This is a genomic window from Variovorax boronicumulans (assembly GCF_009811375.1).
Classification (GTDB): domain Bacteria; phylum Pseudomonadota; class Gammaproteobacteria; order Burkholderiales; family Burkholderiaceae_C; genus Variovorax; species Variovorax boronicumulans.
Window position 1 is genome coordinate 2,185,153 of the sequence record NZ_BKDH01000001.1, and the last position, 13,816, is coordinate 2,198,968.

A 13,816-nucleotide genomic window follows, 5' to 3' on the forward strand; every position below is an offset into this window, starting at 1 on the left:
AATCCGGGCCCACCATGTCGTCGCCTTCCGCCCCTTCCACCCGTTCTGCCGCCTCCGAATCCTGGCCCTGGCCGCCGGCCATGCGCGCCAGCGCGGCCGTGCATGTGGCCGCATTGGGCGCGGGCGTGCTGGTGCCGGGCGCCTGGCCCTGGGCGCTCGGCGCGGTGGTGCTGAACCATGCGCTGATCACCGGTGCGGGGCTCACGCCGCGCAGCAACCTGCTCGGCCCGAACGTCACACGCCTGCCCGAAGCCGCCGGCGCGCGTCGCGAGGTGGCGATCACCATCGACGACGGGCCCGAGCCTGAGGTCACGCCCCGCGTGCTCGACCTGCTGGACGCCCACGGTCAGCGCGCCACTTTCTTCTGCATCGCCGAGCGCGTGCTGGCGCATCCCGCGCTGGCGCGCGAGATCGTTGCGCGCGGCCACAGCATCCAGAACCACACGGCGCGGCATCGCCACAACTTCTCTTTCCTCGGCCCGCGCGGCTTCGCGGCGGAGATCGCGCGCGCGCAGGACATCCTGACCGACGTGACCGGCCTGCGCCCGACCTGTTTCCGCGCGCCCGCCGGCCTGCGCAACCCTTTCCTCGAACCCGTGCTGCACCGCCTCGGCCTCTCGCTCGTGAGCTGGACGCGGCGCGGTTTCGACACCCGCGAAGGCGACGCCGCCAAGGTGATGGCGCGCCTCGCCCGCCACCTGCAGGCGCGTGACATCCTGTTGCTGCACGACGGCAACGCCGCGCGCACCGTGGCAGGACAACCCGTTCTGCTGGAGGTCCTGCCCTTGTTGCTCCAACGCCTGCGCACCGATGGATTGCGCGCCGTGACCCTGCCTGAAGGATTGAAGACCGCATGAGCGCCGTGATGCCATCGACGATGACCACCGACCAAGCCTGGCGCGAGCTGCACGAAGCCGCGACCGTGCCCTACAAGAAGGGCGGCACCTTCGCCTGGCAGTTCGCGCGCGGCAAGCTCGGACGCGACCCGGTGTTCCGCGGGCTGCTCGAACGCGGCCTGATCGACGCGCAGCACCGGCGCGTGGTCGACATCGGCTGCGGGCAGGGCCTCTTCGTGAGCCTGCTGGCCTCGATGAGCACGATGCAGCAGCAAGGACGCTGGCCGGCCTCATGGGCCGCCACGCCGGCCGCCGCGGACTACACGGGCATCGAGCTGATGCCCAAGGACGTGGCGCGCGCCGAGGCATCGGTCGGCCACCTGAAGCCGACGCCGCGGTTGGTGTGCGCCGACATGTGCTCGGCCGCCTTGCCCGACTGCGACCTGGTCGTGATCCTCGACGTGCTGCACTACGTGGACCTCGCCGCGCAGGAGGGCGTGCTGACCCGCGTGCGCGACGCGCTGCGCCGTGGCGGCAACCCGAAGGCACGTCTGCTGCTGCGCGTGGGCGACGCGTCGAGCACGCGCGGTTTCGCGATCAGCCAGTGGGTCGATCGCACCGTGACGCGCATCCGCGGCCACAAGGTCTCGCCGACCTGGGGCCGCCCGCTGACCGAGTGGATCGCCGTGCTGCAGCGCCTGGGTTTCCGTGTGCAGAGCATGCCGATGAGCGAAGGCACGCCGTTCGCCAACGTGCTGCTGGTGGCTGACCTGGAGGCTGCCGCTTGACGGCACCGCAGACGCTCGACCGCGCGGGCATCGCTGCGCGTATTCCGCACAGCGGCAGCATGTGCCTGCTGGAACGCCTCGAAGGCTGGGACGCCGAATCGATCCACTGCAGCACCACGACGCACAGCCAGGCGGACAACCCGCTGCGCACCGAAAGCGGCCTGCTCGCGCCGAACGCCATCGAATACGCGGCGCAGGCCATGGCGCTGCACGGCGGCCTGCTGGCCGCCGAGGGCAGCACGCCGTCGGCCGGCTTCCTGGCCAGCGCGCGCAACGTGAAGCTGGCGGTGGCGCGGCTGGACGACATCGCCGGGGCGTTGCAGGTGCGCGCGAAGCGCCTGTCCGGCGACGACCGGCAGGTCCTGTATGAATTCACGGTGGCGGCCGACGACGGCCGCCTGCTGGCCGAAGGCCGGGCCGTGGTGGTCTTGAACACGCCGCTGGCGGACACCGAAAGCACACCGTCATGAGTTTCGAAGGAAAACGCACACTGATCACCGGCGCCAGCGGCGCGCTCGGCGCGGCCATGGCGGAGCGTTTTGCACGCGACGGCGCCACCGTGCTGCTGCATGCGAACTCGCGGCCCGAGGCCATCGAGCAACTGGCCGCGTCGATCACCGCCGCCGGCGGCAAGGCGGAATGCCATGTGTTCGACCTGCGCAGCGACGAGGCCTGCGCCGCCGGCTGCGCACGCATCCTCGACGGCGGCGCGGTGCAGATCCTCGTCAACAACGCAGGCGTGCACGACGACGCCGTGCTGCCCGGCATGCGTGCCGAGCAATGGCACAAGGTGATCGACGTGTCGCTGAACGGATTCTTCCGCGTGACCCAGCCGCTGCTGCTGCCGATGATGCGCACCCGTTGGGGTCGCGTGCTGAACATCTCGTCTGTCGCCGCCATCGCGGGGAACAAGGGACAGGTGAACTACGCCGCGGCCAAGGGCGCGCTGAACAGCGCGACCAAGGCGCTGTCGCTCGAAGTGGCGTCGCGCGGCGTGACCGTGAACGCGATCGCGCCGGGAATCATCGCGTCGCCGATGGCCGATGCGGTGTTCGATCCCGCGCTCATCAATCAGATGGTGCCCGTGAAGCGCGCCGGAACGCCGCAGGAAGTGGCAGCGCTGGCGGCGTTCCTGGCAGGCGATGAAGCCGCGTACATCACGGGGCAGGTGATCTCGATCAACGGCGGGATGATCTGAGCGTCGGCAACGGAGCCTGACCGCCACCGACCGCTCTCTGAATCGCAGACTACTGCGGCTTGATGTTTCCGGTTTCCTTCCACTTGGCGATGCGCGTCATGTGATGCTGAAGGTAGAGCAGGCTGAAGAAGAAGGTCATGGCGCCCGAGAGATTCAACCTGATCGGTTCGACGCTGTTGTAGTGGTCGAGCATCGAGCGCCTCATCGAGTAGTACCCGCAATAGAAGAGCACGTACGACGGAATCTGAAGCAGCCAGCCAAGACTTTGGGTGTCCGAAGATTCCGATGCGGCATCGACGATGGCGCCAATGGAAGCCAGAACTACATAGCCGATCAGGTACATGGTGGCGTTGGACCGGGAATCGATCGTGCGTACCCACGACGACTGGATAAACAGCCAGACCACGCCAAAGATGCCGAAGCTCAGCACCGTGAACAGCAAGACCAGCGCCCAGTGCAATTTGGGTGGGAGCTTCTCCTCAGGCCTCGCTGTCTGGTTTGCGTAGGAGGACGGCGGCGCGACGTAGCCTGGCACAGGGGGCGGCTGATGGGCTGGAAAAGGGTGCGGTGGGACGATGGGAGGCGCACCGGACAGCATGGCCCGCTCGCCGAAAAATTGCCGAGCCGGCTGCCATTCGGCCATTCCATCGCGCCAGACCAAGTCTGTCTCAGCGATGTTTCCCCGGGCATACAGCGATCTGGCCTCGCTCTCCTCATAGGGGCCGAACCCCTGCCCATTTCGATTGACGTGGATGTCCATGGTGAATCTCCCTCTCTCTTTGCTTGTTGTAATCAACTGAACTGACGAAACGTTCGAGATGGCCGGCGCATTCATTCATGCCGCAGCAAGCGCCCGGCATGCGCAACAGACCATGAAAAACTGGCTTAAAGAGGCAGCGTATCGAAGGCCGCGTAAGCCGTAGCCAGCCACGACTTCACGCGCTGCCGTTCCAGCAACCCGAGCGCATGCGCCCCTTCGCGGTCGTTCACGGCCTTCCAGAAGCTCGTGTTCTGCGCATCGATCTTGCGCATGCTGGCCTCGTGCAAACGCGGCAAGGCAATCACGCGTGCGCCATTCGCATTGGCCTTCGACAGCGACTGCGACGCCAGCAGCATCCCGAAGTCGCTGCCGCGCCCGTAGTTCTGCACCACGATGTAGTTGGGCCGGTTGCCGAAGGTGTCGATGAGCGTGCCGAGCAGGTCGGTGGAGTCCTTGCCGTCGTCCAGCACGTGCCAGAAGTTGACCGTGACGTCGATCTCGTCGAACACGTCGAACAGGTCCGACTCCTTGATCCAGCGCGACAGCGGCGCTAGCGTCTGCGCTGCGAGGTCGACGATCACGCTCTGCTTCGGGTTGGTCTCGAAGCCGTTCACCACCGTGTCCAGGCCTTCGAAGCTGTCGACCACCACGGGCGAGGCAAAGCCCTCGTAGAAGCGCGTGAAAGAGCTGTGCGAACGGTCGGTGTCGAAGCCGGTGAAAGGGCGGCTGCGATCGATGAAGTACTGGGCCAGCACGCGTGCGGTGACCGATTTGCCGACGCCGCCTTTCTCGCCGCCAATGAAGTTGATAGAGCTCATGAGTGGTTGCTGCCTCGAATGGGTTGAGGGGTGGGGGAGGGCGGATTCATTCTAGGGTTCGCTTGCTGCGCCGCAGTGGCTAGCGACCTCGCTTGCTCATGCCTTGCAGCAAGGGATGTGCCTGCAGGCGCTGCTGCAGCCGTTTCTTCCACGGGGCCGGCAGTGCCGACGCGTCGATCATCGCGGGCCACTGGTCGCGCGCAAGGCGGGCCGTGTCGGCCACCACGCGCCGCATGCGCGGCTCGTGCAAGCCAGCCGAGAAACAGAACGCGCGCACGTTGGCGGGCGTGAACATCGCGGTGCGACGCGCAGCGGTGGCGCTAACCGGGGCCGGCAGCAGCGGGAGCGCGTGGCCCTCGACGCCCTGCAGCGCTGCGTAGGCCACGATGTCATAGGCCGGCGCCAACCGTGGTGCGATGCCGTCGGGGTACAGCACGCCGAAGTTCTTCAGGTGGGCATCGGGGTTGCCCAGCAGGTCGTTGACCACGAGCCGGCGCACCAGTTCGAGCACAGCGTCTTCGCCGAGAGACGGAAAGGCGCGCATCGCGAGCGCCATGTCGAGGTAGCTTCCGCTGTACTTGTGCATCGGGTCGACCGCTAGCACCTGCGCGAAGTCTTCGAAATGGATGCGGCGCGCGCCATCACGGTCGAAACGCGTGACGGCCAGGAACTCGGGCTCGTCCGGCAGCGCATAGCTGTGCTCCGCCGCAATGGCCGACAGCGGCGCGAGTTCGGCGTGACACACCTCGACACCCGCCACCCCGGCCATCTGCAGCGAAAGCATCTCGAGTTGCGGCATGTGCGGCCGGCCGGCCACCGGCAGCTTGGCGATCACGCGCGTGCTGGCGCCGGCGCGCACGCGCGCCACGTAGCGCCCGCCCTGGCGGCGCAGGCCGAGCTTGGGCTGCACGCCCGAGACCGAGATGCCCTGCGGCATCGGCAGCTCAACCACCGACATCTCGAGCGCGTCCTGGTCCTGCGTGATGAGCCGCTGCAGCGTGCCGCGGTCCACCGACACCGGGCGCGCGGCCACGGCGCCGGGCAGGTCGCCGCCGCAGGCCGCCAGCAGTTCGAAGTGATCGTTCTCGCGGCAACCGCGCAGCTGCGCGATGTGGCTGCGCAGCACGCCCTCGGGCAGCAGGTTCTGGAAGAAGCCGGGCAACTGGCCGCCCTGGGCGTTGAACAACGGGTTCTTCACGTCACTCCACAGCGCGGCCTGGGCCGCCGGGTCGCTCGCGACCATCGACAGTGAGAGCACGCCCGGCAGCGGGTTGGCGATCAGTTCGGGTTCCGCCACGAAACGGCACAGGTCTGCGTACTGGAACAGCTTGCCGAGGCGGTGTGCGCCGAGCGAAATCTCGAGGATCTTGACGTTCATGGCGGTGAGCGGCGGCCCCGCACGTAGGGCGGCGCGGCAGGCGCTTCGGCCAGCGCCCGGCCGACACGCGTGGCGACCGGGCGGTAGCCGGGATCGACGGCCGTGCCTTCACCGAAGCCCTTGGGCGCGAGCTGCAGTTCGAGCCCCAGCGCATCGACCAGCGCGAGCAGCGACGACAGTTGCGGATTGCCCTTCAGGCTCAGGGCATTGCGCACCGAGCGCTCGGTGAGCCCCGAGCGCAAGGCGATCTCGGCGTTCGTGAGGCCGGCGGCCCCGCGACGCGCCGTGAGGGCGGTGATGAGTTCCTGCTTGTCCACGGAAAGATATTACCGTAAATGCCTATTTGGGAAACATATTTCCGATGCAAAGAGCCTACTTGGGTATCAGCGTGAAGAGCGGCATGACCACGCCCATCACCCAGTTCTGCCCGAAATCGAGGGCCGCCCGGCGGTATTTCTCGTCGGCCTGCGCGGCCAGTAGGTCGAGCCGTGCCACCACCTTCGACAGCTCGCGGTCGGCCACGAGGTTGCGCCCGCGCTCGCTGATCTCGGTGGCCAGCAGCAGCGGCTGGCCGTCGGGGCCGGTCTTGGAAGAGATGAGCCAGAGCGAAATCTCGAAGTTGCGCGCCGTGCGGTAGCTGTTCTCGGCGTCGACCCCGTCGATCATGGTCTGGTCCCAGGTGTTGCCGTTGGCCTGCTTGAGCATCGATGCCCACCCGACGACCAGCGCCGCCACGCGGTCGCCCTGGTAGGCCTGCGGGCCGGTCTCGAAGGCCAGGCGGATGGCGTCGATGCCGGTGGCGCCGCGCAATTCGGGCAGCGGCGTGCCCTGCAGGACCGCGTCCCAGGTGCGCTGCGTGGCTTCTTCCATGCTGGCGGCCGACTTGCGCCATTCGCGCGGGTTGCGTCGGTACAGCGTGGTCTGCACACGGCGCACCGATTGCAGGTTGTCGCGCAGCGACAGGTTGGCGATGCGGTTGGTGCCCGATTGCAGCCATTCCTGGTTGCCGTAGGGCTCGGCGCGCTCGGTGGAACGGAAGGAGGAACAGCCCGTCAGCGCCAGCGGCGCGAGCAGGGCGGCCGCGGTGCCTGCCAGCAGGCAGGTGCGTCGCGCCGCGAGGGGAGAAGCCAGGGAATCGCTCATGCCCTGACGTTATCATCCACGGCTGGGGCGGCGGCTCGCTTCAAGCTGCGGGCCCGTGCAATTTTCCTTACAAATCAATACCTTGGCGCTACGCCAAGGCAGGGCGACAAGTCGTGCGTCTTAACTCCATCAAGCTCTCGGGCTTCAAGTCGTTCGCCGAACCCACCAACTTCCTGCTGCCGGGCCAACTGGTCGGGGTGGTGGGGCCGAACGGCTGCGGCAAGTCGAACATCATGGATGCCGTGCGCTGGGTGCTCGGCGAGTCGCGTGCGTCGGAACTGCGCGGCGAGTCGATGCAGGACGTGATCTTCAACGGCACGACCACCCGCAAGCAGGCCAGCCGCTCGAGCGTCGAACTGGTGTTCGACAACGCCGACCACCGCGCCGGCGGCCAGTGGAACCAGTTCACCGAAATCGCCGTGCGCCGCGTGCTCACGCGCGACGGCACCAGCAGCTACTACATCAACAACCAGCCGGTGCGTCGCCGCGACGTGCAGGACGTGTTCCTGGGCACGGGCCTCGGGCCCCGCGCCTACGCCATCATCGGCCAAGGCACGATCAGCCGGATCATCGAATCCAAGCCCGAAGAACTGCGCCTGTTCCTCGAAGAGGCCGCGGGTGTCTCCAAGTACAAGGAGCGCCGCCGCGAAACCGAGAACCGCCTGGGCGACACGCGCGAGAACCTCACGCGCGTCGAAGACATCCTGCGCGAACTCAACGCCAACCTCGAGAAGCTCGAGAAGCAGGCCGAGGTGGCGGCGCGCTACAACGCGCTGCAGGGCGACGCCACGAAGAAGCAGCACCAGCTGTGGTTCCTCAAGCGCGGCGAAAGCGATGCCGACCAGGCCAAGATCAAGGCCGATTCGGAAAAGGCCATCAACGACCTCGAATCGCGCACCGCCGACCTGCGCCGCATCGAGTCCGAACTCGAAACCGTGCGCCAGGCCCACTACGGCGCCGGCGACCTGGTGAACCAGGCGCAGGGCAAGCTGTACGAAGCCAGCGCCGAAGTCGGCCGGCTCGAAGGCGAGATCCGCTTCGTGGTCGAAGGCCGCCAGCGCGTCGAGCAACGCCTCGTGCAGCTGCGCGAACAGATGGGCCAATGGGGCCGTCGCCGCGAAGAGGCCGAGGCCGAGATCGAGACGCTGGCCGGTGCCGGCGTCGATGCGGAAGAGCAGGCCATCCTGCTGGCCGCGCAGCTCGAGGAGCACGACGCACGCCTGCCTGACCTCGAAGAGGCCGTGCAGCGTGCGCAGAACGAAGCCAACACGCAGCGCGCGACGGTGTCGCAGGTGCAGCAGCAGATCCAAGTGCTGGCCGCCGACCAGCGCAACATCGAAGACCAGAGCCGCCAGCTCACGCTGCGCAGCGAACGCCTGCGCGCCGACCAGAACGCGCTCGCCGCGCCCGACGAAGACCGGCTGACCGAGATGCAGGAGCAGCTGGCCGCGGCGCAGGAAACCGCCAGCGAATCCGACGCCCGCCTGCAGGAACTGCAGGAGGCCGTGCCCCAGCTCGACGAAGACCGCCGCGCCAAGCAGCAGGCCGTCAACACCGAGGGCGCCCGCCATGCCGAGTTCTCGGCCCGCCTCGAAGCGCTGCGTGCGCTGCAGGAGAAGGTCAAGACCGACGGCAAGCTCGCCCCCTGGCTCGCCAAGCATGGCCTGGACGGCCTGCAGGGCCTGTGGAGCCGCATCCACATCGAGCAGGGCTGGGAGAACGCGCTCGAATCCGCGCTGCGCGAGCGCCTGGGCGCGCTCGAAGTCAGCCGGCTCGATATGGTGCGTGCCTTCGGCAACGACGCACCGCCCTCCAAGCTGGCCTTCTACAGCCCGCCCGCCGCTGGCGTGCCGCAGGGCGCGGGCGCGCTGCCCAAGCTGTCGAGCCTGCTGCGCCTGAACGACGCTGGCCAGCAGGCGTTGCTGAACGACTGGCTGCACGGTTGCTACACGGCCGAGACTTTCGAAGAGGCGCTGGCCCAGCGCGCCACGCTGCAGCCCGGCGAGGTGATCTACGTGCGCAGCGGCCATGCCGTGTCGTCGCACAGCGTGAACTTCTACGCGCCCGATTCCGAGCAGGCCGGCCTCCTGGCCCGCCAGCAGGAAATGGAAAACCTCGAGCGCCAGCTCAAGGCCCAGACGCTCATCAACGAAGAGGCGCGCACCGCGCTGGTCCGTGCCGAAGCTGCTTACGGCGACGCCGCGCAGCGCCTCGTCACGGCCCGCCGCGAAGCCGCTGAAACGCAGTCGCGCGCCCATGAGCTGCAGGTCGAAACGCTGCGCATGACGCAGCTCGCCGAACAGACCCGCGCGCGCAGCCAGCAGCTGGCCGCCGACCTCGGCGAGGTCGATGCCCAGCTCGAAGAACTGCAGGAAAAGCGCATCGCCGCCGAAGGTCGTTTCGAAGAGCTTGATATGCAGCTCGCCGACAGCCAGGAGCGGCATGCACAACTCGACGAGCGTGTGATCGAGGCCGGCCGCGCGCTCACGGCCAGCCGCGAACAGCACCGCAGCCTCGAACGACAGGCGCAGGAAGCCACGTTCTCGCAGCGCACGCTCGAAGCGCGCCGCGGCGAACTGAACCGCAGCATCGAAACCGCCTCGCAGCAGACCGTCGCGCTGACCGACGAAGACGAGCGCGCCCGCGCCGAGCTCAGCCGCCTGTCCGACGCCGCCGCGCAGGCCGGGCTGCAGGACGCGCTGTCGCTCAAGCTGGAGCGCGAGACCGCCTTGGGTGCGGCCCGCAGCCAGTACGACGACCTCACGCTCAAACTGCGCGCCAGCGACGAGCGCCGGCTGCAGCTGGAGCGCGAACTCGATCCGCTGCGCCAGCGCATCACCGAGTTCCAGCTCAAGGAACAGGCCGCGCGCCTGGGCGTCGAGCAGTACCAGCAGCTGCTGGACGACGCCGGCGCCGACCTCGAAGCGGTCGCGCAATCGATCGAGACCGAGAAGGTGCGCCTGACCGGCCTGCAAAGCGAAATCGACCGCCTGAACCGCGAGGTGGTCGCGCTCGGCGCCGTCAACCTGGCCGCGCTCGACGAACTCGCCATTGCGAGCGAGCGCAAGATCTTCCTCGATGCGCAGTCGGCCGACCTGAACGAAGCCATCGGCACGCTCGAAGACGCCATTCGCAAGATCGACGCCGAAACGCGCGACCTGCTCGGCGGCACCTTCAAGATCGTCAACGAGCACTTCAGCCGCATGTTCCCGGAGCTGTTCGGCGGCGGCAACGCCAAGCTGATGATGACGGGCGACGAAATCCTCGATTCCGGCGTGCAGGTCATGGCCCAGCCGCCCGGCAAGAAGAACCAGACCATCCACCTGCTCTCGGGCGGCGAGAAGGCGCTCACGGCCATTGCGCTCGTGTTCGCCATCTTCCAGCTGAACCCGGCGCCTTTCTGCCTGCTGGACGAAGTGGACGCGCCGCTGGACGACGCCAACACCGAACGCTATGCCAAACTCGTCTCCGCCATGAGCCGTGAAACCCAGTTCCTTTTCATCAGCCACAACAAGATCGCCATGGAAATGGCCGAACAGCTGATCGGCGTGACCATGCAGGAGCAGGGCGTGTCGCGCATCGTTGCGGTCGACATGGAGTCGGCGGTCTCGATGGTCGAAGCGGCATAAGGCAGGCGCGCGCATGAGCAATCTCACCCTCGCCCTGGCGATCCTCGGCGGCCTCGTTCTCGCGGCCGTCGTGGCCTACAACACCCTGATGTCGCGCCGCAACGCGCCGCGCCAGCCCGATGCGGTCGATGTCGCCCTGGCCGAAGCCGAGCGCGCGCTGGCCGGCGGCAGCGACGGCGGCGTGGAGCCGATGCTCCATGCCGACCCGAGCCAGGTGGCCGGCAGCGACCGCCACGAGCCGCTGTTCGATCCCGACCTGCCCGCGCCCAGCGGCGTGCCGGTGCCCACCGGCGAGCGCCGTGGCGGGCTCGATCCGCTGATCGACGTCATCGCGCCCATCTCGCTCGAAGGCCTGGCCTCGGGCGATGCCGCGCTCGCGTCCATGCCGTCGACGCGCCGCGCCGGCAGCAAGCCGGTGGCCATCGAAGGTTTGAACGACCTCACCAGCCAATGGGAGCCGCCGGCACCCGGGCAGCGCTACCGCGCCTTCCAGGTCGGCGTGCAGCTGGCCAACCGCACCGGGGCGCTCAACGAGATCGAGTACTCCGAATTCGTGGTCAAGGCGCAGGCTTTTGCCGATGCCGTGAACGGCGCGCCCGAGTTTCCCGAGATGCTCGACGAAGTGGCGCGCGCCCGCGAGCTCGACCAGTTCGCCAGCGCGCACGACGCGCAACTGGGCTTCGTGCTGCGCGCGCTGCACGCGGCCTGGAGCCCGGGCTATGTGCAGCAGAACGCCGCGCGGCTGGGCTTTGTCGCCGGGATCATTCCGGGCCGCATGGTGCTGCCGACCAGCGAGGCCGGCCTGCCGCCGATCCTCGGGCTCTCGTTCGACACCCAGGCCGCGCTGGCCGACGATCCGGCGCAATCGGCGATTCGCGAGCTCAGCCTGAGCCTGGACGTGCCGCAGGTCGATCGCGGCGAAGAGCCGTTCCGCCGCATGCGTGAAGCTGCTGCCACGCTCGCCCGCGAGATGGACGGCGTGGTGACCGACAGCGACGGCCAGTTGCTGCGCGACGAAACCATGGACGTGATCGGCACCGACCTCGAGCAGCTGTACGACACGCTCGACGCACGCGACCTCGCCGCGGGCTCGCCACTGGCGCGACGCCTCTTCAGCTGATCCGTCTTTTTCCCGAGGGACCCCCCATGACAACGCGCGACGAAGCGGCACGCGAAGCCGCCGCACTGAGCGAGCAGCTGCATCGCCACGCCCATCTGTACTACGTGCTCGACGCCCCCGAGCTGCCCGACGCCGAGTACGACAAGATGTTCCAGCGCCTGCAGGTGCTGGAGACCGAGTTTCCCGAACTGCGCACGCCCGATTCGCCGACGCAGCGCGTGGGCGGCACCGTGCTCGACAGCCTGGCCAAGGTGCGCCACCGGGTGCCGATGCTGTCGATCCGAACCGAGACCGACATCACGCCCGCCGGCGCCAGCGCCTTCGACACACGCGTGCGCCGCGAGTTGGGCCTGGCCGAAGACGCGCCGCAGATCAGCTACGTCTGCGAACTCAAGTTCGACGGGCTGGCCATGAGCCTGCGCTACGAACACGGCGTGCTGGTGCAGGCCGCCACGCGCGGCGACGGCGAGGTGGGCGAGGACGTCACGCAGAACATCCGCACGGTGCGCGAGATTCCGCTGAAGCTCAAGGGCACGGCGCCGCCCGTGGTCGAGGTGCGTGGCGAGGTCTACATGAAGCGCGCCGATTTCGACGCTCTTAACGAGCGCCAGCGCCAGAAGATCGCCGCCGGGCACAAGAACGAGAAGGTGTTCGTCAACCCGCGCAACGCGGCGGCCGGCGCGGTGCGCCAGCACGACCCGGCGATCGCGGCAGAGCGCCCGCTGAGCTTCTTTGCCTACGGCCTGGGCGAGGTTTCGCCCGCGACCGAAGGCGGCCCCGACATCGCGACCCAGTTCGACTGGCTGCAGCAGTTCCACGCCTGGGGCTTTCCGGTGGCCACGCAGACCGCGCGGGCGACCGGTGCTATTGAACTGATAGCGTTCCACGAAACCATCGGCCGCCAGCGCGATGCGCTGCCGTACGACATCGACGGCGTGGTCTACAAGGTCGACAGCCTGGAGCTGCAGCGCCAGCTGGGCTTTGTTTCGCGCGAACCGCGCTGGGCCGTGGCCCACAAGTACCCGGCGCAGGAGCAGCTGACCGAGGTGGTCGGCATCGAGATCCAGGTGGGCCGCACCGGCAAGCTCACGCCGGTCGCCAAGCTGGCGCCGGTGTTCGTGGGCGGCGTGACCGTGACCAACGCCACGTTGCACAACGAAGACGAAGCCCGCCGCAAGGACGTGCGCGTGGGCGATACGGTGATCGTGCGGCGCGCCGGCGACGTGATTCCCGAGGTGGTGGGCGTGGCGCCCGACAGCCTGGCCAAGCCCGATGACCAGCGCGGCGCGGTCTTCACCATGCCGCACAAGTGCCCCGTGTGCGATTCCGAGGCGGTGCGGGAGGAGGGCGAGGTCGACTACCGCTGCACCGGCGGCCTGTTCTGCGCGGCGCAGCGCAAGGAGGCCATCCTGCATTTCGCGGCGCGGCGTGCGGTCGATGTCGACGGGCTGGGCGACAAGCTGGTCGAACAGTTGGTCGATGCCAACCTGATCCGCACCTTGCCCGACCTCTACAAGCTCGGCTTCGTCACGCTGGCGGGCCTGGACCGCATGGCCGAGAAGTCGGCCAAAAACCTCGTCGATGCGCTCGAAGCCTCGAAGAAGACCACGCTGCCGCGCTTTTTGTTCGGCCTGGGCATCCGCCATGTCGGCGAGAGCACGGCGAAAGACCTCGCCAAGCACTTCGGCAAGCTCGACGCCATCATGGACGCGACCGAGGAGCAGCTGCTCGAGGTCAACGACGTCGGCCCGGTGGTGGCGCAGAGCCTGCGCACCTTCTTCGACCAGCCGCACAACCGCGAGGTGGTCGAGCAGCTGCGCGCCTGCGGCCTGACCTGGGACGAGTTCGAGCCCGAAGCCCGCGCGCCCAAGCCTTTGGCGGGACTGACCTTCGTGATCACCGGTACCCTTCCTACGCTGGGCCGCGACGAAGCGAAGGATAAATTGGAGGCAGCCGGCGCCAAGGTGGCCGGCTCCGTCAGCAAGAAGACCCACTACCTCGTGGCCGGGGAAGAGGCGGGCAGCAAGCTGGACAAGGCGCGCGACCTCGGCGTCACGGTGATCGACGAGGCGCGTATGCTGGAGATCCTCGCCAGCGGTGTTCCGCCGGCGCCCGACGCCTGAGTCGCCCGGCGCCCGGGATCCAG

General features: G+C 68.1%; 12 protein-coding genes. 7 read left to right on the forward strand and 5 right to left on the reverse strand.

The genetic code is table 11. The annotated features are described in order from the left end of the window. Positions 1–14 precede the first annotated feature (14 nt). Genes VHAB30_RS09970 through fabG form a run of 4 tightly spaced genes read left to right on the forward strand, consistent with a single transcriptional unit; the run spans position 15 to position 2,822 of the window. Complete coding sequence (locus VHAB30_RS09970; RefSeq protein ID WP_159276929.1) at positions 15–857, forward strand: polysaccharide deacetylase family protein; 843 nt, start codon at positions 15–17, stop codon at positions 855–857. Continuing rightward, a complete protein-coding gene (locus VHAB30_RS09975) occupies positions 854–1,624 on the forward strand; it encodes a class I SAM-dependent methyltransferase (protein WP_159276930.1) in 771 nt (256 codons plus the stop codon). The genes VHAB30_RS09970 and VHAB30_RS09975 overlap by 4 nt, the downstream gene beginning before the upstream one ends. Next, positions 1,621–2,094: a hypothetical protein gene (locus tag VHAB30_RS09980; RefSeq protein ID WP_062471223.1), complete on the forward strand. Its 474-nt coding sequence runs from the start codon at positions 1,621–1,623 to the stop codon at positions 2,092–2,094. Before VHAB30_RS09975 ends, VHAB30_RS09980 begins: the two co-directional genes overlap by 4 nt. Next, a complete protein-coding gene (fabG, locus tag VHAB30_RS09985; RefSeq protein WP_159276931.1) occupies positions 2,091–2,822 on the forward strand; it encodes a 3-oxoacyl-ACP reductase FabG in 732 nt (243 codons plus the stop codon). Before VHAB30_RS09980 ends, fabG begins: the two co-directional genes overlap by 4 nt. Positions 2,823–2,871: 49 nt before the next feature. On the opposite strand, the gene VHAB30_RS09990 is transcribed toward fabG, so the two are convergent. The 5 genes from VHAB30_RS09990 to VHAB30_RS10010 form a co-directional block, all read right to left on the reverse strand. Beyond that, complete coding sequence (locus VHAB30_RS09990; protein ID WP_159276932.1) at positions 2,872–3,582, reverse strand: DUF4339 domain-containing protein; 711 nt, start codon at positions 3,580–3,582, stop codon at positions 2,872–2,874. Positions 3,583–3,707: 125 nt separating this feature from the next. Beyond that, positions 3,708–4,400, reverse strand: coding sequence for a P-loop NTPase family protein (locus tag VHAB30_RS09995; protein ID WP_159276933.1), 693 nt, complete (start codon positions 4,398–4,400; stop codon positions 3,708–3,710). A 79-nt stretch (positions 4,401–4,479) separates the two neighbouring features. Then, positions 4,480–5,778, reverse strand: coding sequence for a type II toxin-antitoxin system HipA family toxin (locus tag VHAB30_RS10000; RefSeq protein WP_159276934.1), 1,299 nt, complete (start codon positions 5,776–5,778; stop codon positions 4,480–4,482). After that, positions 5,775–6,095, reverse strand: coding sequence for a helix-turn-helix domain-containing protein (locus tag VHAB30_RS10005; RefSeq protein WP_139701604.1), 321 nt, complete (start codon positions 6,093–6,095; stop codon positions 5,775–5,777). The genes VHAB30_RS10000 and VHAB30_RS10005 overlap by 4 nt, the downstream gene beginning before the upstream one ends. Before the next feature lie 55 nt (positions 6,096–6,150). Continuing rightward, positions 6,151–6,921 carry a hypothetical protein gene (locus VHAB30_RS10010; RefSeq protein WP_159276935.1) on the reverse strand — a complete coding sequence of 257 codons (771 nt, stop codon included), beginning with the start codon at positions 6,919–6,921 and terminating at the stop codon, positions 6,151–6,153. 113 nt (positions 6,922–7,034) lie between these two features. On the opposite strand from VHAB30_RS10010, the gene smc reads away from it, so the two are divergent. Genes smc through ligA form a run of 3 tightly spaced genes read left to right on the forward strand, consistent with a single transcriptional unit; the run spans position 7,035 to position 13,793 of the window. Next, a complete protein-coding gene (smc, locus tag VHAB30_RS10015) occupies positions 7,035–10,550 on the forward strand; it encodes a chromosome segregation protein SMC (protein WP_159276936.1) in 3,516 nt (1,171 codons plus the stop codon). Between the two features lie 13 nt (positions 10,551–10,563). Further along, positions 10,564–11,670, forward strand: a complete 1,107-nt coding sequence (locus VHAB30_RS10020; protein ID WP_062471237.1) for a cell division protein ZipA C-terminal FtsZ-binding domain-containing protein — start codon at positions 10,564–10,566, stop codon at positions 11,668–11,670. 26 nt (positions 11,671–11,696) lie between these two features. Next, positions 11,697–13,793, forward strand: a complete 2,097-nt coding sequence (gene ligA / locus VHAB30_RS10025) for an NAD-dependent DNA ligase LigA (RefSeq protein WP_159276937.1) — start codon at positions 11,697–11,699, stop codon at positions 13,791–13,793. Positions 13,794–13,816: the final 23 nt, after the last annotated feature.